The organism is Rhizobium sp. PP-CC-3G-465, from assembly GCF_004343445.1.
Taxonomy (GTDB): domain Bacteria; phylum Pseudomonadota; class Alphaproteobacteria; order Rhizobiales; family Rhizobiaceae; genus Ferranicluibacter; species Ferranicluibacter rubi.
The window spans coordinates 256,309-274,538 of sequence record NZ_SLYH01000003.1; the positions used below are offsets into that span (position 1 = coordinate 256,309).

An 18,230-nucleotide genomic window follows, 5' to 3' on the forward strand; every position below is an offset into this window, starting at 1 on the left:
AACCACGAACGGCACGACGATGAAATTTCTTGATGAGGCCAAGGTCTATATCCGCTCCGGCGACGGGGGTGCCGGCGCGGTATCCTTCCGGCGCGAGAAGTTCATCGAGTTCGGCGGGCCGGACGGCGGCGATGGCGGGCGCGGTGGCGATGTCTGGGTGGAGGCCGTCAACGGCCTGAACACCCTGATCGACTTCCGCTTCCAGCAGCATTTCAAGGCCGGCACGGGTGTCCACGGCATGGGCCGCAACCGCACCGGGGCAGGCGGCGATCACGTGACGCTGAAGGTGCCGGTCGGCACCCAGATCCTCGAAGACGATGGCGAAACCCTGATCATCGACATGATCAGCGAGGGCCAGCGCTTCCGCATCGCAGCCGGCGGCAATGGCGGCTTCGGCAATGCGCATTTCAAGTCAGCGACCAACCAGGCCCCGAGCTGGGCCAATCCGGGCCTCGAGGGCGAGGAAAAGACCATCTGGCTGCGGCTGAAGCTCATCGCCGATGCCGGGCTCGTGGGGCTGCCGAACGCCGGCAAGTCCACATTCCTCGCCACCTGCACGCGGGCACGGCCGAAGATCGCGAACTATCCCTTCACGACGCTGCACCCGAACCTCGGCGTCGCCACCATCGATGGACGCGAATTCATTCTGGCGGACATTCCCGGCCTGATCGAAGGCGCGCATGAAGGCGTCGGCCTCGGCGACCGTTTCCTCGGCCATGTCGAGCGCACGCGCGTCCTCCTCCACCTCGTCTCCGGACAGGAAGAGGATGTGGCCAAGGCCTACAAGACCGTGAAGCACGAGCTGCAGGCCTATGGCGGCGAACTGACGGACAAGGTGGAGATCGTGGCGCTGTCGCAGGTCGATACGCTCGACCCCACCGAGCTGAAGAAGAAGCAGAAAGCTCTTGCGAAGGCCTCGGGCAAGACGCCCTTCCTGCTCTCGGCCATCGTCGGCACCGGCATGACGGAGACGCTGCGCGCCCTGCGCGATATCATCGTCACGGCCCAGACGGCGGGGAGCGACGACTGATGCGCTCAGCCCGCAAACCGCTTTCGACCTATCGCCGGATCGTCATCAAGATCGGATCGGCCCTGCTGGTCGATCGCGCAAGCGGGCTGAAGACGGCATGGCTTCATGCCATCTGCGCCGATATCGCCGCCCTGAAGGCAAAGGGCGTCGATGTCCTCGTGGTCTCCTCCGGCGCCATTGCGCTCGGCCGCTCCGTGCTGAAGCTGCCGGGCGGCGCCCTGAAGCTGGAGGAGAGCCAGGCGGCGGCGGCCGTCGGGCAGATCGCGCTGGCACGTGCCTGGTCGGAAAGCCTGTCGCAGGATGCCATCATTGCCGGACAGGTGCTGCTGACGCTCGGCGATACGGAAGAGCGGCGCCGCTACCTTAATGCGCGCGCGACGATGACGCAGCTTCTGAAGATGGGCGCGATCCCCATCATCAACGAGAACGACACGGTCGCGACCAGCGAGATCCGCTATGGCGACAATGACCGGCTAGCCGCGCGCGTGGCAACCATGATCGGTGCCGATCTCCTGATTCTCCTCTCCGATATCGACGGCCTCTACACGGCGCCGCCGCATCTCGATCCGCAGGCCCAATTCCTTGAGACGATCCCGTCCATCACGCCCGAGATCGAGGCGATGGCCGGCGGGGCCGCATCGGAACTGTCGCGTGGCGGCATGCGCACCAAGATCGACGCCGGCAAGATGGCGACGGGCGCCGGTTGCGCCATGATCATCGCCTCCGGCAAGGTCGATCACCCCTTGAGCGCGCTCGGCGACGGCGCCCGCTCCTCGTGGTTTGCGCCCTCCACCACGCCGGTGACCGCGCGCAAGACCTGGATTGCCGGGCAATTGCTCCCCTCCGGCAGCCTCACCATCGATGCGGGGGCAGAAACCGCGCTGCGCTCCGGCAAGAGCCTGCTGCCGGCCGGCGTGCGCGACGTCACCGGCTCCTTCAGCCGTGGCGATACGATCGCCATCCTGAGTGCGAACGGGCGCGAGATCGCCCGTGGCCTTGCCGGCTACGATGCTGACGAAACGCGGCAGATCGTGGGACGAAAATCGGGAGAGATCGCCGCGATTCTCGGCTATGCCGGGCGCGCCGCCATGGTGCACCGCGACGATCTGGTCATGACCGGTGCGACGCAGCAGCCCATGACTGAGGATACGGAGAGGAGGGACATCCATGCTTGACGATCCCCGCAAGCGCGAAATTCAGGACCTGATGGCGACCATCGGCCGGCAGGCGAAGGCGTCGGCCCGTCCGCTCGCCACGGCGTCGCCGGAACAGAAGACCGCGGCCCTCCTGGCCATGGCCGATGCGATCCTGAAGCGGACCGCCGAGATCCTTGCCGCCAACGTGATGGATTTGGAAAATGCCCGGGAAACCGGCGTTGCCGCCTCGTTCATCGACCGGCTGACGCTCAGCGAAGCGCGGATTGCGGACATGGCGAGCGCCATTCGCGATATCGCCGCTTTGCCGGATCCGGTCGGCGACGTCATCGCCGAATGGGACCGGCCGAACGGCCTGCGCATCCAGCGCGTTCGCACGCCACTCGGCGTCATCGGCGTCATCTACGAAAGCCGGCCGAACGTGACGGCGGATGCCGGTGCGCTGTGCCTCAAGGCCGGCAATCCGGTAATCCTGCGCGGCGGTTCCGACAGTCTCCATTCCTCGCAGGCGATCCATGCCTGCCTGCTCGAAGGCCTGGCCGAAACCGGCCTTCCCGAACATGCCATCCAGATGGTTCCGGTTGCCGATCGCGCCGCCGTGGGCGCCATGCTGACCGGCCTGAACGGCACGATCGACGTCATCGTGCCCCGCGGCGGCAAGAGCCTTGTTGCTCGGGTGCAGAACGAGGCCCGCGTGCCCGTGTTTGCGCATCTCGAAGGCCTCTGCCATGTCTATGTCGATGCCTCGGCCGATCTGGACATGGCGCGCGCCATCATCGTCAACGCCAAGATGCGCCGCACCGGCGTTTGCGGCTCGGCGGAAACGCTGCTGATCGACAAGGCCGGCGCGGGGCGCTTCGTCGAGCCATTGATTGCAGCCTTGAAGGCCGCCGGATGCGAGGTGCGCGGCGACGAAACGGTTCGTGCCATCGTCCCCGGCCTCATCGCTGCCACGGAAGAGGACTGGGCGACCGAATATCTCGACGCAATCATCGCCGTGCGGATGGTCGACGGCATTTCCGGGGCGATCGAGCATATCGGTCTCTGGTCGTCCTCCCATACAGAGGCCGTCATCGCCGAGGATCCCGACGTCGTTGGCCGCTTCTTCACCGAGATCGATAGCGCCATTCTCCTGCACAATGCCTCGACGCAGTTTGCCGATGGCGGCGAGTTCGGCATGGGCGGCGAGATCGGCATCTCCACCGGCAAGATGCATGCGCGCGGGCCTGTGGGCGTCGAGCAGCTGACCTCCTTCCAGTATCGCGTGCACGGCACCGGCCAGGTTCGGCCCTAGGTGACGCGAAACGAAGCCGTCGCCGACCGCTATCTCCGGATGCCGCATGTCGAGCCGGGCATGACGGTCGGCCTGTTCGGCGGCTCGTTCAATCCGCCGCATGACGGGCATGTGCTGGTGGCCGACATCGCCCTGCGCCGCCTGCGGCTCGACCAGCTCTGGTGGATGGTGACGCCGGGCAACCCCCTGAAGAGCCGGCGCGAACTGGCGCCGCTTGCCGATCGCATCGCGCTCAGCGAGGCGATCACGGAAAACCCGCGCATCAAGGTGACCGCCTTCGAGCAATCGCTCGGGCAGAGCTACACGGCGCGCACACTGGAAAAGATCCGCGCGCGCAACCCGGCCATTCATTTCGTCTGGGTCATGGGTGCCGACAACCTGAAAACGTTCGACCGCTGGCAGCGCTGGCAGGAGATCGCCCGCAGCGTGCCCATCGCCATCGTCGATCGCCCGGGCGCCACGCTTGCCTATCTCTCCTCGAAGATGGCGCAGACCTTCGACTATGCCCGTGTGGACGAGGAGGATGCCGCTCTTCTCGCGCGTAGACCCGCACCGGCCTGGACGTTCCTCCACGGTCCGCGCTCGCGTTTAAGTTCCACGGCGCTGCGGGCGGGCAAGCCTGTGCGAGGCTGACGATCTTTTTGGCGGCGTCTTGAAACCTTAAGGCTTTGATGACTACATTTATACAGGCGACTGTTCGACAAGCGGTTGCCCTGACACGAGACGTGTCAGACGTGCATGTTCTGGTCATTGGGAAAGGAAAAACTCTGACAACAGTACACGCCAAGGGAAATGTCACCCGCATCTTCCCGAAAAGCACGGAACGTGGCGACGATGCCGCCGACCGGGCGCTTCAACTGGTTCTCGCAAGCCTCGAGGACTCAAAGGCAGAAGATATTGTCACGATCAACATTGCCGGGAAATCGGCGCTGGGCGACTACATGGTTGTGGTTTCCGGGCGATCGAGCCGCCATGTTGCAGCGATCTCCGACCACCTGATGTCCGACCTGAAGGACGAAGGCCTGGGCTCTCCCCGGGTCGAAGGCCTCGAGACGGCAGACTGGGTGCTGATCGACGCCGGCGATATCATCATCCATGTGTTCCGTCCTGAAATCCGCGAATTCTACAATATCGAGCGGATGTGGGCGGCCCCCGAGATGGATGACGGCACGCGCCACTGACCCTTTGATATCAGGCGTTCGGCGACACCTCCCCAGGGTTCGTCGAAGGCTGTACCTCGCGCGGCTTGCAGGACGCATCGTCGCTGCGGATCGTTCGGCCGAATGCGACGGACGACGTCGGTCGAAATCACAGCTGCGCCGGAGGCCAGAGGGTTGAAAATCGGACTTTTTGCTGTCGGGCGCCTGAAAGCCGGCCCGGAGAAGGATCTTGCGGCGCGTTATCTCGACCGCTTCGCCAAGGCTGGCCCCGCTATCGGCCTTGAGGCCGGGCGGATGACGGAAATCGCCGAAAGCCGCGCCTCGTCCAGCGACACCCGCAAGCGCGAAGAGGGAGCTCAGCTTCTGAAGTCGCTCCCCGACGCGGGTCTTCTCATCCTCTTGGACGAACGCGGCAAACACCTGGACTCACCCGATTTCGCCAACCTCATCGGCGGCTTTCGCGACCAAGGCAAACGCGACATGACCATCGCGATCGGCGGCGCCGATGGCCTCGACCCCGACCTGCACGCCCGCGCGGACGCCGTGATCTGCCTCGGCCGTATGACATGGCCGCACCAGCTCGTGCGCATCCTGATTGCCGAGCAGCTCTACCGCACTGTGACCATTCTCTCCGGCCATCCCTATCATCGCGTCTGATCTCTCGCAGGCACCATCAACCTTGCGTCATCAGGCAGACAGGCCACGCGCCTGCCGCAATTGTGACAAAAGGCTTGAGCCTTAACTTCACTAGCAAGCTTCGGGCAAGGCGGACGACGGCAGATGGCGGGATGACCAAAAGGGGGCAGACCAGACGCGGGAAAGCCGGGGCGGGCGACCGGACGATGCGGCATGGCCGCAGCTTCCGTCACATTCTCCTGATGTCCACGATTCTCGCCGCCTCAGCCCCCCTCGGTATGCCTGCTCACGCGCAGGAAGCCGAGCGTGGCGATCGCCCCGCTGCGGCTGCCGCACCGGAAGATCCCGCTGCCGCGCTCTCCCAGCGGCGCAACAACACCCGCATCGAACTCGAAGCCTTGTCGAAGACGATTGGAGTCTCGCAGGAGCGCGCGCTGGCGCTTCAGTCCGAGATCGCCGACATAGAAAAGACCAATGAATCCCTGCGACAGGCTTTGGTTGATTCCGCCGGCAAGCGTCAGGCGCTCGAACAGCAGATCGCCGATGGCGAGACGAAGCTGACCGATCTGCGCGTTCGCGAGGACACAGTGCACCAGTCGCTGAAGGCGCGACGCGGCGTGCTGGCGGAAGTTCTCGCCGCCCTCCAGCGCATGGGGCGAAACCCGCCGCCTGCCCTGCTCGTCACGCCGGAAGATGCGCTCGGCTCCGTTCGCAGCGCCATCCTGCTCGGTGCCGTCGTGCCCGGCATCCGCCACGAGACGGAAAACCTTGCCGCCGACCTCCAGGCGCTGGCAGGCCTGCGCACCGAGATCGTCAATCAGAAGCAGGCACTCGGCAACGACATGACCGCACGGCTCGAGGAAGAGCGGCGGATGAACATGCTGGTGGCCGAGAAGGAAAAGCTGAAAGACCGCAACGCCACCGAGCTTGCTGCGGAACGGCGCAAGGCCGAACAGCTGGCCTCGCAGGCAACGAGCTTGCAAGGCCTGATCGGCTCGCTCGAGACCGAGATCGGCTCCGTGAGGGCTGCCGCCGAGGCTGCACGCGCGGAGGAGGAAGCCCGTGCGCGCTTGTCGGAGTCCGAACGCGAGGCCGCGCGCGCGCTGGCACGCAACGCGGTGCCCGACAAAAACCGCATTGCCCCCGCATATGAATTTTCCGAGTTGCAGAAGAAACTCGCCTTTCCCGTCGCTGGCTCCGTCCTGCGCCGCTACGGCGAAGACGACGGCACCGGGCATTCCTCGCAAGGCATGATGCTGCGCACCGAAGCCGGCGCGCTGGTCACGGCGCCGGCGGATGGATGGGTCATGTTCGCAGGCGCTTTCCGCAGCTACGGACAGATGATCATCCTCAACCCGGGCGACGGCTATCTTGTTGTTTTGTCTGGGATGGAGACGGTCGCCGTCCAGCCGGGCCAGTTCGTCGTCGCGGGCGAACCGCTTGGCCAGATGGGGGCGAAAAGAGTGGCGAGTGCTGCGGCTTTGGCGCTGGAAACAGATCGACCAACGCTTTACATTGAATTCAGAAAAGACGGTAAACCGGTTGATTCTCGACCCTGGTGGACCGCCTCAGATACCGGAAAGGGTCGAAATGATTCGTAGGGCTTCACTAGTTCTGGTCGGGGCGTTGATGGGCGCGACGGCGATGAGCGTCGTCTACTCCGCAGTCGTTCCGGCCGTTGCGGCCAATCCGTCCACCTATCGCGAACTGTCGATTTTCGGCGATGTCTTCGAGCGCGTCCGCGCCCAGTACGTCACGCCGCCGCAGGACGACAAGCTGATCGAGAACGCCATCAACGGCATGCTCTCCTCCCTTGATCCGCATTCGAGCTACATGAATGCGACCGACGCGGAAGACATGCGCACCCAGACCAAGGGTGAATTCGGCGGTCTTGGCATCGAAGTTACGATGGAAGACGAGCTGGTCAAGGTGACGAGCCCGATTGACGACACGCCTGCCGCCAAGGCCGGTGTCCTCGCCGGCGACTTCATTTCCAAGATCGATGGCCAGGACGTTCGCGGTCTCAAGCTCGAGGAAGCCGTCGACAAGATGCGCGGCGCCGTCGGCAAGCCCATCAAGCTGACCATCCTGCGCAAGGGCGCCGACAAGCCGATCGAACTGACGATCGTGCGCGACGTCATCGCGGTACGGGCCGTCAAGTCGCGCGTCGAAGGCGATGTAGGCTATGTCCGCGTCATCTCCTTCACGGAAAAGACCTATGACGACCTGAAGAACGCAATTGAGAAGATCAAGAAGGACGTGCCGGCCGACAAGCTGAAGGGCTACGTGCTCGACCTGCGCCTCAACCCGGGCGGCCTGCTCGACCAGGCGATCAACGTCTCCGACGCCTTCCTGGAACGCGGCGAAGTCGTTTCCACCCGCGGCCGTAACGCCGACGAGACCCGCCGTTTCAACGCGACGCCGGGCGACCTGACGGACGGCAAGCCGGTCATCGTGCTCGTCAATGGCGGCTCGGCTTCGGCATCGGAAATCGTCGCCGGCGCCCTGCAGGACCTGAAGCGTGCCACCGTTCTCGGCACGCGATCCTTCGGCAAGGGCTCCGTTCAGACGATCATCCCGCTCGGCGAAGCCGGTGCGCTCCGCCTGACGACGGCGCTTTATTACACGCCGTCGGGCAAGTCGATCCAGGGCACGGGCATCTCGCCGGACATCAAGGTCGATCAGCCGCTGCCGCCGGAACTTCTCGGCAAGGTCGAGAACACCAGCGAATCCAGCCTGCGCGGCCATATCCAGGGCCAGAACGAGACGCAGGAGGGCTCCGGCTCCGTCGCCTACGTTCCGCCGGAACCCAAGGACGACATCCAGCTGAACTATGCGCTGGACCTGCTGCGCGGCAAGAAGAGCGACCCGAGCTTCCCGGCCAACCCACAGAAGGCCGAACTCGCACCGTAAAGGTCGAGGGACCATCGCTATCGCTTCAAACGCCGTCCGGTCCCCCGGGCGGCGTTTTTGCGTGTAAGGCGTCGGTGACGCGCAAGCTTCGGCCGGTAACAAGGTCGGCAAAGCCGATAGCAGATGACTGTGTTACCACGGGCTCGCCCGGCCGAATCGCTTGAGGGCACAGCTGAAGACATCGCTGTGATATTCCGGTTGGGAATGGGCCAGCTACCAGTGCAGGACGACTTTGGGGACGGATCTCAACGCACCGCTTGGCCAGAACAGGCGACCGGCAAAGACGAAGACGCCGCTCCGCAAGGGGCAGGCGGCGCTTGGTCTCTTCGCGGCGGCCATTGCCGGCGTGACCGTCCTCGCGCTGATGTCGCCCACGGGCCTTCTTCCTCCAAAGCCTGACGTCGCCGTCGCGCCGGCCGGCGAAAAGCCCGAAGACAAGACACAAGACGCGGCGAAAGCGACAGCCCAGCCGACCCGCGAAACATCGTCGTCGGGCGCGAGCGTCAACCGGACGCTCCTTAACGACGGCAATGTGGTGACGACCTATTCGCCCGGCAAGCGCGGCAAGGACGGTCCCGCCATCATCGAGGTCGGCCCGGTGCGGGGCCAGGATCCGCGCATGGCGGCACAGCCGAACGACCTCCTGCTGGAGGATGCGCCCGAGGGCCGCCTGCCGGTCGTCGGACCGGATGGATTGCGGCCGATGGATCAGTATGCAAGGCCTTGGTCGGGCGCGCGCGGCACGCGGATCGCACTTGTCGTCGGCGGCCTGGGAATGAGCCAGACGGGGACGCAAAACGCCATCCGCACGCTTCCCCCCGCCACCACCCTCGCCTTCGCCGCCTCGGGCAACAGCCTTCAGCGCTGGATGCAGGAAGCGCGGCGGACGGGTCACGAGATCCTGTTGCAGGTGCCGTTCGAACCTTTCGACTACCCCGCGAACAATCCCGGGCCACAGACCCTACTGGTGGGAGATAGCGCCAAGCAGAACCTGGCGCAGCTGCGCGACGCGCTCGGCAAGATTACCAACTATACCGGCATCATGAACTTCCTCGGCGGCCGTTTCTTGTCCGACGCCGGCGCCCTCGAACCCGTGATGCGCGATCTCGGACGCCGCGGGCTGCTGTTCCTCGATGACGGCACCTCGGCACAATCGCTGACATCGACGCTCGGCGACGCGCTGGACGTGCCCTATGCGTTCGGCGACGTCGTGGTGGATACGCAACTCGACCGCACCGCCATTCTGCGCAAGCTCGACGATCTCGAGCGGGTCGCCCGGCGCAACGGCACGGCGATCGGTACCGCATCTGCCTTCGACGAAAGCGTCTCGGCCATTGCGCAATGGATGGAAGAGGCAGAGAAGCGCGGCATCGAATTCGTCGGCGTCTCCGCGCTGGTGAAGGACACGAAGCGAAACTGAACCGATCCCCCTTGTGCGCGCTGCAGGACAGCCGCCACACGTCTTGAGGACACCCGATGAGCAAGACCGGCAAGAACCCTCCCCTTCGCGCTGAAGACCTCCCCTACCGGCTCTGCGTCGGCATCATGGTGCTGAATAGCGACGGCCTTGTCTGGGCCGGGCGCCGCATCCCGCTCGGAAATTCGGAATATGACGGGTCGGGCCAGCTCTGGCAGATGCCGCAGGGCGGCATCGACAAGGGCGAGGACCCGCTGGAGGCGGCAAAGCGGGAGCTTTACGAGGAAACGGGCATGCGCAGCGTGTCGCTGCTGATGGAAGCGCCCGATTGGATCAACTACGATCTGCCGGCCCATCTGATCGGCATCGGGCTGAAGGGCAAGTTTCGCGGTCAGACCCAGCGCTGGTTCGCGTTCCGCTTCGAAGGCGATGACGGCGAGATCGCCATCAACCCGCCGCCGGGCGGGCACGAACCGGAATTCGAGGAATGGGCGTGGAAGCCGATGACCGACCTTCCCGGTCTCATCGTGTCCTTCAAGCGGGAGGTCTACGACACCGTGGTCGCCACCTTCGCACATCTGGCAACGGAAACGGCCCGCAAGGGCTGAACGCGCCAGCATAGCGGCCGATACTGGATCGTGTCGGCTTGGATGATACGAAAAAAGGATGCGGCGAGAATACCGCCGCATCCGATCAAAGCCTGTATCAGGCGTCTTCGCTGCCGACTTCGGCCTTGTCGGCGGAGGTCGCGTTCAGCTGGCCGTACTTCTCGGCGCCGATCGAATTGAACAGCTGCAGCTGGGTTTCGAGGAAGTCGATATGGCCTTCCTCATCGATCAGCAGCTGTTCGAACAGCTTCATGGAAACGTAGTCGCCGGCCGCGTGACAGATGTCGCGCGATTCCTTGTAGGAACTGCGGGCGTCGTATTCGCCGGCGAGATCCGCTTCGAGGACTTCCTTGACGTTCTGCCCGATGCGCAGTGCACCGACGGTCTGCAGGTTGGGATGACCGTCGAGGAAGATGATGCGCGCGATAATCTTGTCGGCGTGATGCATTTCCTCGATGGATTCGGCCCGTTCCTTCTTGGCCAGGAGCGTATAGCCCCAATCCTCGAGCAGCCGGAAGTGCAGCCAGTACTGGTTGACCGCTCCGAGTTCGAGATAGAGGGCTTCGTTAAGCCGCTCTATGACCCTTGTGTCGCCTTTCAAGATCCGCTCTCCTGTTTTCTTCATGGAAATTTTTGAGACGGGTCATGAAATCAAATATTTGGTCATCCGTCGAGTGCCGCAGGGCATGATAGCGCTCGGTGGTCCGGATAATCAGGTCGACGACATTGGGGAAACAACCACAGCAGCGGCCACGCTTGGCCATGGCATGATACACCTTCGCAGGCACGATCAGCTGCCAACAGTCCTCATCGAGAAGGGCGGTGATCGTGTCCTCGATCTCCTTTTCGGAGATGAAATTGCAACTGCAAACCAGCATGGCGTCTTGCCTGTTTTCGCATCCTCGCTGAGGCCAGCAGTAAACAAACAAGATAATTCGTGTCAAGAAAAAACCCCGTGAGGGGAGCCGGTCTAGTTTAGAACAATTCCAAAGAGATAGAGGAAGAGAAACCGAAGCCGGATATCCGCCCATAGGCTGATACTGACGGCGGGAGGTCGATGCGATCCCTTATCTTCGCGAACAGGCGGGCAATCAAAAAATCGATCCCGGACACTTTGCGCAAGCGTTCCCGCCCGGACGCAGGCAGCTCATCAAATGACATCCGCATCGTCTTATCGTCGGGAATATTTTCAAAAGATTTCGGGCGTCTCGAAAGAGATCTCAGGTCACTTTGGATGAGACGAACGACGATATGCGCGCCGTCTAAAATAAATATGTGGACGCGCGTTTTTTCTCGCCGGAGCACCTCCAAAAATAGGTCTCAGTGAAAATTCCGGCCCTTCGGCATGACCTGCGCCGTCTCCATCAGGCCGGATTTGATTCGCGCCTCGCGGCGCGCGCGCTCCCGCTGGGCCTGATCCACCGCATTGCCCTTCTGCCGCTCGTCGACGGTCGCACGCAGCACCTCGTCCGCCCGTTCGTTGACGGCAAAGCGCCGGGCCTCGCCCTTCAGGAGACCCAGAGCTTCGGTCATGTCCTCCATGCTCTCGGCAACGACGTGAATGACGCCGTTCTGGCTTTGCAGGCGGCCGGTGACCTTGACCAGCCTTGCCCCCATGACGACGGCGCGGAACGTCTCGAAGACGGCTTTCCAGACGATGATGTTGGCAACGCCCGTCTCATCCTCCAGCGTCATGAAGATCACGCCCTTGGCGGACCCCGGCCGCTGCCGCACGAGAACGAGGCCGGCCACCGTGACGCGTCGCCCGGGACGCAGGCCCGACAGCCCACGGCTCGCCACCACGCCGTCCCGCGCAAAGGCCTCCCGCATGAAGGAAACAGGATGGGCCTTCAGAGACAGGGACAGCGCCCTGTAATCGTTGACCACCTCTTCACCGGCCGGCATGGTCGGCAGGCGCATGGCCGGGTCCGTCCGGAGGTCCGCCTCTCCCGCTGCGGCAAAGAGCGGCAGGCGCTCGGCCGGTGCACGCTCGTCGAGCGCCTTGATCGCCCAGAGCGCCCGGCGGCGATCGAGCCCGATCGAACCAAAGGCATCCGCGTCCGCCAGCCGCTCCAGCACGCTGCGCGCCAGCCCGGATCGCAGCCAAAGATCATAGATCGAGACATAGCCCTCGCCACGGACGGCAGCGAGCTGCTTCATGTCGATTTCCCGCAGGCCCTTCACCAGCCGGAAGCCGAGGCGGACGCCATATTTCGTGCGGATGACGTCCCGCATGTCGCGATGCCGCGGATCGATCGCCCGCCGGTCGAAGGCGCTTCGTCCCCCGCCATCCACATCGTCCTCAAGAATCGTTTCCCAGTCGGAACGGTTGATATCGACGGCCCGCACCTGCACTCCGTGCTCGCGGGCGTCGCGCACCAGCTGCGCCGGGGCATAGAAACCCATGGGTTGGGCATTGAGGAGCGCCGCGCAGAAGACGTCGGGATAGAAGGTCTTGAACCAGCAGGAGGCATAGACGAGCAGGGCGAACGAGGCCGCATGGCTTTCGGGAAAGCCGTACTCGCCGAAGCCCTTGATCTGGTTGAAGCAGCGGACGGCGAAATCGCGGCTGTATTTGTTGGCGACCATGCCCTCGATCATCTTGGTCTCGAAATTCGCGACCAGCCCCGACCGCCGGAAGGTGGCCATGGCGCGGCGCAACTGGTCGGCCTCGGCCGCCGAGAACCCTGCGGCCGTCATGGCGATCTGCATGGCCTGCTCCTGGAAAAGTGGCACGCCCAGCGTCCGTTGCAGCACCGCCTTCAGGTCCAGACTTTCATAGGGGATCGCCTCGCCCCGCAGCCGGGCCTCCCGGCGCTTGAGATAGGGATGCACCATGTCGCCCTGGATCGGGCCCGGCCGCACGATGGCGACCTCGATGACAAGATCGTAGAATTCCCGGGGTCGGAGCCGCGGCAGCATGCTCATCTGCGCCCGGCTCTCGATCTGGAACACCCCAACCGTATCGGCCCGGCAGATCATGTCGTAGACCGGATTGTCGTCGTTCCCATAGTCGAGCTCGGTGTCGTAGACTTGCGAGAGCAGCATCTGCTTGCCGTAATGGGTCTCCAGCATGCGAAACGCCTTGGCGAGACAGGTGAGCATGCCAAGTGCCAGCACGTCGACTTTGAGGATCTTCAGCGTATCCAGATCGTCCTTATTCCACTCGATCATGTAGCGGCCGGGCATGGCCGTCGGCATGATCGGCACCACCTCGTCCAGCCGGTCCTTCGTGATGACGAAGCCGCCGACATGCTGGGAGAGATGCCGCGGCATGTCCATCAGCCGCCCGGCATAGGTGAACATGCGCATCACGGTCGGGTCGGTGAGATCGAGCCCGGCGGCCTTTGCCTGTTCGTCGGTAAACGACGACGTCCACCAGCCCCAGATGGAAGCGGCAAGCGCCGTCTGCACGTCCTCGGAAAAGCCGAACACCTTGGCCACCTCGCGCCCGGCCGAGCGCGCCCGATAGCTGATGGCCGCCGCCGCGATGCCGGCATGCTCCCTGGTATAGGTATCGTAGATGAACTTGATCACCTCATCGCGCCGGGCATGCTCGAAATCGATGTCGATATCCGGCGGCTCGTCGCGGTCCATCGACAGGAAGCGATCGAAGAGAAGGGTGAACTTGACCGGATCGACCTCCGTCACGTGCAGGCAGTAGCAGACGGACGAGTTCGCCGCGGACCCCCGGCCCTGACAGAGGATGTCCTTCGACCGCGCAAAGGCCACCAGCCGGTGGACGGTCAGAAAATAGGGCTCGTACTGCTTCTTATGGATCAGATCGAGCTCGTAGGCGATCTTCGTCTCCACGGCCTCCGGCACGCCGTGCGGATATCGCCGCGCAGCCCCTTCCCGCACCAGCCGTTCGAGCGTCTGTGCCGACGTCTCGCCCGGACTGGCTTCATCGGGATAATTATGCTTCAACTCGTCGAGCGTGAAATCGAGCGTCCGGAAAAAGCGTTCGGTATTGGCGACCGCTTGCGGATAGCGACGGAAGATGCGGACCATCTCGCCCGGCGCCTTGAGGAAGCGCTCGGCATTGGCCTGCAGCCGGAAGCCTGCCTCCACAATCGTCACATGCTCGCGAATGGCCGTCATGACATCGGCAAGCGGGCGGCTGTCGGGGGAATGATAGAGCACGTCGTTCGTGGCGATGAGACGCACGCCCGTACTGTCGGAAAGGACTGCGAGAGCTGCGAAATCCTGCGCATCGAACCCGTCATAGCGCGGCGTCATGCCGAGGAAGAGCCGGCTCTTCATGAGAGGCTGTAGCGACCGGAGGGTATCGCCGAGCGTCTTCCAGGCACGGACCTCCTTCCCGTCAAGGCCATCGTCCGTGCCTGCATCGGATGGCACTGCATGAGGTCCATCCGACGCTTTCCCCTGTCGGTCGGGCCCCTGTCGGTCGGCCCCCTGTCGGTCGGCCTGAACGCTCTCATGCACGTTCTCATGGGTGCAGCGCTTCATCACGATCACTTGCAGGTGTTCCTGCCATGTCAGGAGATCGGAGAGGAAGAGGGTGCAGGTGCCCTTGTGCTCAGCACGCAGGTTGCCGGCGCTCAACAGGCGGCAGAGATGTGCCCATCCCTGCCGGTTGCGCGGATAGGCCAGCATGTCGGGCGAACCATCGGCAAAGACGAGGCGTGCGCCCGGCTGGAAAGGAAATTTTTCCTCGCGCGCCTCGGCATGAACCCGGACGACACCGGACAGCGTGTTGCGATCGGCGATCCCAAGACCCCTAAGACCGATCCGCTTGGCCGTGACCACCATCTCCTTGGCACCCGAGGCGCCGCGCAGGAAGGAGAAATTGGTACAGGCGCCCAGCTCGAAAAAGGTCGGCGGCTGGGCTTTGGGCGGCCCACCACCTCGCTCCACCGGACCTTTTCCGGGCTCGCGGCCGGTCATGCGAAAATGCCGTGCATGAACCAGTCCGGATGCATCCGCTCGCGCTGGAAAAGGCCGTTGCGGAACATCCAGAAACGGCGCCCCGTCTCGTCCTCGATGCGGAAGTAGTCGCGCGTCGGCGCGTCCTCGCCATCGATCCACCACTCCGCGGCAATGCGCTCCGGCCCTTCCGCCCGGGCGACCCTGTAGGCTGTGCGCCGCCAGAAGAACCGCTCCGGCGCGCCGTCGGGAACATCGGCAGCGGGAACTTCTACCCGTTCGGGGTGGGTCAGAAGGCGCAGGGGTCGCACGGGCATGACCGGCCATTCCTCTGCCTGCAGCATTTTCCCGGCTGGAGAGACGCCATCGCCCGCCGGCTGCAGGCTCGCCGCCCGCTCGGGGATATGGCTTGCGGCGAGAACCGCGATGGAGAGTACCTCGTCCCCGAAACGGGCGATGACGCGATCGGTGAAGTCGGCAAGCGCCCGGCTCTGGTCCGGCCGTCCGGAAAAATCGTCCTGGACGGATTTGATCGGCTCGACTTTCAGGACGCAGAGCCGCAGGATCTCGAAACCGAAACCGGCATCCAGATCGTCATGCACCGCGGCGAGCCGCTCCTTGTAGAGCGCCGCGATGCGCTGCGGATCCCGCAACGGGGACGATGTGCCGGCGCGCAGTCGAAACACTTTGCCATCGACCCGAAAGAGCAGCAGCTCGAACTGGCGCCCGCCCTCTCCCCGCTCCTCAAGCGTGGTCTTGAGGCCCGTGGCAAGCTGCAACGCAAGCCCGAGAATATCGTCTTCGCCTGAAACCGGCGAGATCAGCCGGCGCTCGACCGAAAGCTCGGCCACCGGGCGGCGCGGCGACAACGGCTCATCGTCATGCCCGAGCGCCTGATCGAGCCGGAGGAAGACGAGCGGGCCGAAGCGGCGCGCGAGCGCTGCCCGAGGTGCCTCCATGAGATCGGCGACATGGGTCAGCCCCAGCCGGATCAGTGTGTCCGTCAAGGTCTCCGGCAGCCGAAGCGCCGTCACCGGCAGGGGGCCGAGCGCTGCGGCCTCCTCTCCCGCCTCGATCACGCTATCGTCAGACAATCGCGCAGTGGAAAATCGTGCAAGAGCCCAGGCGAGGCCGGGAGATGCGGCAATCGCCCCGCGCGCCTCGACGCCGAGCTGGAAAAGGCGCGACAGGACATCGTCGAGCAGCGCCTTTTCCCCGCCATGCAGATGCGTGCAGCCGGTAATGTCGAGCGCCAGACCATCGGCACCAGCATAGGCGACCAGCGGCGTATAGCGATCGCACCAGTCGGCGAGAGCCGAAAGAAAGGTCTGATCGGCGGCGGGATCGGCCGGCAGCACGTCGAGCTGCGGATGCATGGCGCGGGCTTCGGCCACCCCTTGTCCCCGCTTCAGTCGCAGGCGATCGGCCACGCTGTCGAGCGCCACGATCCGCATGGCATTTTCGACCTTGTCGGAGAACACCACCGGCGGGTGATCAGGACGCCCGCTTGAAAGCCACGACGCGCCCCAGCGCCGGCGCGCCACCCGGTCGGCCGACAGATGCGGAAAGGACAGTGACAGGATCCGCTGCGTTTGCCGGAAGAGGGACGGCGACGGGGTCGAGAGGATGGAACCGGCGCGCATGGGAACTCCATTCAAGGTAGGCATCGACAGGGGAAAAGGCCCGTGTCTTCTCGGCAATGACGTGAAAGGCGGGATGCCCGATGCCGGTCGTGAGCATCGTGCCATCGGGCAGCATGAACGGGGCTGCGGGCGCGGGGCGCACGAGAAGACGCAGGTGCGCGCTGCTCGCCTCCTCCTCGCCCGCCTGCCGCAGGAGAAAGATCGGAACGCCGCTGCCCATCGACCGCAATTGCAGCCGCCGGCTTTCGGCAAGCCCGAGACGCGCCGGATTTCCGCGGATCTCCAGAATGACGGCGGAAAACACGGAAAAGCCGAGTGCCGCCTCGGCAATCCACAACGCCTGCTGCAGATTGCGAGGCCGGGAGAAGAGGGCGGCACGCAGATCGATCCCGAGAAGCGACAGGCCGACACCATAAGGCTCGCCCGCCTCCTGTCCGGCCATCGTCTCAGAGATCCAGAGGATCGGCCCGAGCTCGCCCCGCGCCTTACGCCGCGCCTGGCAGAGCGCGGCAAGTCCCAGCGTAAACCCCGTGGCGGCACCGGCATCGCGCGTTTCCGCCACGCGGATCTCGCTCAACCCCTTGAGCGGCAGTCCGCCGGACATGGCATGATCGAGCGTGGGAACGCCGAGCGGCAGAACGTCAGCCTGCCGGGTGACGTCCTGCCCAGTGCCGTGTTGCCCAGTGACGTCCGGCATGGGGAGAGACCGTCCGGACGCGGAAAATCCCGCCCGTTCGCCCTCCGTCTCCAATCTGGAAAGACAGGAACCGGATGGCCTGTCTCGTTCCAGTCGGGCAATGGCATCGCGCAGGGCGAGCACCGTCTCCCGCGGCACAGCGTTTTCAGCCATGGCAGTCAACTCCTATCTGTTCTTGATATGTTCTTATAGATTCCAGAGCTTCAAAAAAGAGTCAACGCAGTTGGGAAAAGATTCCGCAGATTATGCACAATTGCCTTACCAAACGAATTGCTTCTCGAAATGAACCGGAAAATGGCTATATAAAAAGGACAAGGAGTATCCATGGCCCGGATTGACCAAAGCGACGATTGGCGGGAACGCCATGCGCCGACCATCAGCACGTTCGAATCCCTGACACTGGAGGCCTATGGGCATCTTCCCGAGGAATTCCGGCTGCTGGCCACAGACCTCATCATTGTGATCGAGGATTTTCCGGATGACGACGTGTTCGAGGACATGGCGCTGGAAACGCCGTTCGATCTGTTGGGCCTGTTCGAAGGTCGCGGCATCGGCGAGCGGTTCACCATGGAAACCGGCACGATGCCGAACCGGATCACGCTTTATCGCCGACCGATCCTCGATTACTGGGCCGAAAACGACGAAACGCTGGGCGATATCATCACCCATGTGCTGATCCACGAAATCGGCCATCATTTCGGCCTGTCGGATGACGACATGGAGCGCATCGAGGAAAGCGTGGAGCATGTCGGCGGGTAGGAGCCCGCCGCATAGCGTTGTGAGAGGCTTTC

The 18,230-nt window shown here is 64.0% G+C and carries 17 protein-coding genes; 11 read left to right on the forward strand and 6 right to left on the reverse strand.

What is annotated here, in order from left to right; translation table 11 throughout:
• Positions 1-19 precede the first annotated feature (19 nt).
• From obgE to C8J33_RS15470, 10 genes are all read left to right on the forward strand, one after another.
• Positions 20-1,030: a GTPase ObgE gene (gene obgE / locus C8J33_RS15425; RefSeq protein ID WP_110801202.1), complete on the forward strand. Its 1,011-nt coding sequence runs from the start codon at positions 20-22 to the stop codon at positions 1,028-1,030.
• Positions 1,030-2,205 (forward strand): glutamate 5-kinase, encoded by a 1,176-nt coding sequence (proB, locus tag C8J33_RS15430; protein ID WP_132664834.1) that lies wholly within the window; start codon positions 1,030-1,032, stop codon positions 2,203-2,205. The genes obgE and proB overlap by 1 nt, the downstream gene beginning before the upstream one ends.
• Positions 2,198-3,478: a glutamate-5-semialdehyde dehydrogenase gene (locus C8J33_RS15435; protein WP_132664835.1), complete on the forward strand. Its 1,281-nt coding sequence runs from the start codon at positions 2,198-2,200 to the stop codon at positions 3,476-3,478. Before proB ends, C8J33_RS15435 begins: the two co-directional genes overlap by 8 nt.
• Positions 3,479-3,517: 39 nt before the next feature.
• Positions 3,518-4,111, forward strand: coding sequence for a nicotinate-nucleotide adenylyltransferase (locus tag C8J33_RS15440; RefSeq protein ID WP_132448856.1), 594 nt, complete (start codon positions 3,518-3,520; stop codon positions 4,109-4,111).
• Positions 4,112-4,212: 101 nt separating this feature from the next.
• Positions 4,213-4,659, forward strand: a complete 447-nt coding sequence (gene rsfS, locus C8J33_RS15445) for a ribosome silencing factor (RefSeq protein WP_110801093.1) — start codon at positions 4,213-4,215, stop codon at positions 4,657-4,659.
• A gap of 153 nt (positions 4,660-4,812) precedes the next feature.
• Positions 4,813-5,295: a 23S rRNA (pseudouridine(1915)-N(3))-methyltransferase RlmH gene (gene rlmH / locus C8J33_RS15450; RefSeq protein WP_132664836.1), complete on the forward strand. Its 483-nt coding sequence runs from the start codon at positions 4,813-4,815 to the stop codon at positions 5,293-5,295.
• Between the two features lie 131 nt (positions 5,296-5,426).
• The gene (locus C8J33_RS15455) at positions 5,427-6,875 is read left to right on the forward strand and encodes a murein hydrolase activator EnvC family protein (protein WP_422038352.1); all 1,449 of its coding nucleotides are present in this window, start codon (positions 5,427-5,429) and stop codon (positions 6,873-6,875) included.
• The gene (locus C8J33_RS15460; RefSeq protein WP_110730403.1) at positions 6,865-8,187 is read left to right on the forward strand and encodes a S41 family peptidase; all 1,323 of its coding nucleotides are present in this window, start codon (positions 6,865-6,867) and stop codon (positions 8,185-8,187) included. Before C8J33_RS15455 ends, C8J33_RS15460 begins: the two co-directional genes overlap by 11 nt.
• Positions 8,188-8,419: 232 nt before the next feature.
• Positions 8,420-9,607 (forward strand): divergent polysaccharide deacetylase family protein, encoded by a 1,188-nt coding sequence (locus C8J33_RS15465; protein WP_132664837.1) that lies wholly within the window; start codon positions 8,420-8,422, stop codon positions 9,605-9,607.
• A gap of 56 nt (positions 9,608-9,663) precedes the next feature.
• Positions 9,664-10,212 (forward strand): RNA pyrophosphohydrolase, encoded by a 549-nt coding sequence (locus C8J33_RS15470; RefSeq protein ID WP_132664838.1) that lies wholly within the window; start codon positions 9,664-9,666, stop codon positions 10,210-10,212.
• Between the two features lie 97 nt (positions 10,213-10,309).
• Here C8J33_RS15470 and bfr read toward each other — a convergent pair whose 3' ends face one another.
• The 6 genes from bfr to C8J33_RS27565 all read right to left on the reverse strand — a co-directional run bounded on the left by bfr (position 10,310) and on the right by C8J33_RS27565 (position 17,592).
• Complete coding sequence (bfr, locus tag C8J33_RS15475) at positions 10,310-10,813, reverse strand: bacterioferritin (RefSeq protein WP_110730400.1); 504 nt, start codon at positions 10,811-10,813, stop codon at positions 10,310-10,312.
• The gene (locus tag C8J33_RS15480) at positions 10,779-11,090 is read right to left on the reverse strand and encodes a (2Fe-2S)-binding protein (RefSeq protein WP_092930998.1); all 312 of its coding nucleotides are present in this window, start codon (positions 11,088-11,090) and stop codon (positions 10,779-10,781) included. Before C8J33_RS15480 ends, bfr begins: the two co-directional genes overlap by 35 nt.
• Before the next feature lie 97 nt (positions 11,091-11,187).
• Positions 11,188-11,523 (reverse strand): hypothetical protein, encoded by a 336-nt coding sequence (locus tag C8J33_RS15485; RefSeq protein WP_110801098.1) that lies wholly within the window; start codon positions 11,521-11,523, stop codon positions 11,188-11,190.
• Positions 11,524-11,532: 9 nt separating this feature from the next.
• The gene (locus C8J33_RS15490; protein WP_132664839.1) at positions 11,533-15,120 is read right to left on the reverse strand and encodes an error-prone DNA polymerase; all 3,588 of its coding nucleotides are present in this window, start codon (positions 15,118-15,120) and stop codon (positions 11,533-11,535) included.
• Positions 15,117-16,643: a DNA polymerase Y family protein gene (locus C8J33_RS15495; protein WP_245507202.1), complete on the reverse strand. Its 1,527-nt coding sequence runs from the start codon at positions 16,641-16,643 to the stop codon at positions 15,117-15,119. Before C8J33_RS15495 ends, C8J33_RS15490 begins: the two co-directional genes overlap by 4 nt.
• Positions 16,594-17,592 (reverse strand): ImuA family protein, encoded by a 999-nt coding sequence (locus C8J33_RS27565; RefSeq protein WP_245507190.1) that lies wholly within the window; start codon positions 17,590-17,592, stop codon positions 16,594-16,596. The genes C8J33_RS15495 and C8J33_RS27565 overlap by 50 nt, the downstream gene beginning before the upstream one ends.
• 171 nt (positions 17,593-17,763) lie before the next feature.
• Between C8J33_RS27565 and C8J33_RS15500 the strand changes: the two genes are divergently transcribed.
• Positions 17,764-18,198, forward strand: a complete 435-nt coding sequence (locus tag C8J33_RS15500; RefSeq protein ID WP_110801101.1) for a metallopeptidase family protein — start codon at positions 17,764-17,766, stop codon at positions 18,196-18,198.
• Positions 18,199-18,230 lie beyond the last annotated feature (32 nt).

Excerpts from the sequence above, each read along its gene's own strand:
- C8J33_RS15480 (WP_092930998.1), bottom strand. The coding sequence starts at position 11,090 with ATGCTGGTTTGCAGTTGCAATTTCATCTCCGAAAAGGAGATCGAGGAC.
- C8J33_RS15455 (WP_422038352.1), top strand. The coding sequence starts at position 5,427 with ATGACCAAAAGGGGGCAGACCAGACGCGGGAAAGCCGGGGCGGGCGAC.
- obgE (WP_110801202.1), top strand. The coding sequence starts at position 20 with ATGAAATTTCTTGATGAGGCCAAGGTCTATATCCGCTCCGGCGACGGG.
- C8J33_RS15470 (WP_132664838.1), top strand. The coding sequence starts at position 9,664 with ATGAGCAAGACCGGCAAGAACCCTCCCCTTCGCGCTGAAGACCTCCCC.
- C8J33_RS15460 (WP_110730403.1), top strand. The coding sequence starts at position 6,865 with ATGATTCGTAGGGCTTCACTAGTTCTGGTCGGGGCGTTGATGGGCGCG.
- C8J33_RS15435 (WP_132664835.1), top strand. The coding sequence starts at position 2,198 with ATGCTTGACGATCCCCGCAAGCGCGAAATTCAGGACCTGATGGCGACC.
- C8J33_RS27565 (WP_245507190.1), bottom strand. The coding sequence starts at position 17,592 with ATGGCTGAAAACGCTGTGCCGCGGGAGACGGTGCTCGCCCTGCGCGAT.
- C8J33_RS15440 (WP_132448856.1), top strand. The coding sequence starts at position 3,518 with ATGCCGCATGTCGAGCCGGGCATGACGGTCGGCCTGTTCGGCGGCTCG.
- proB (WP_132664834.1), top strand. The coding sequence starts at position 1,030 with ATGCGCTCAGCCCGCAAACCGCTTTCGACCTATCGCCGGATCGTCATC.
- C8J33_RS15490 (WP_132664839.1), bottom strand. The coding sequence starts at position 15,120 with ATGACCGGCCGCGAGCCCGGAAAAGGTCCGGTGGAGCGAGGTGGTGGG.
- C8J33_RS15500 (WP_110801101.1), top strand. The coding sequence starts at position 17,764 with ATGGCCCGGATTGACCAAAGCGACGATTGGCGGGAACGCCATGCGCCG.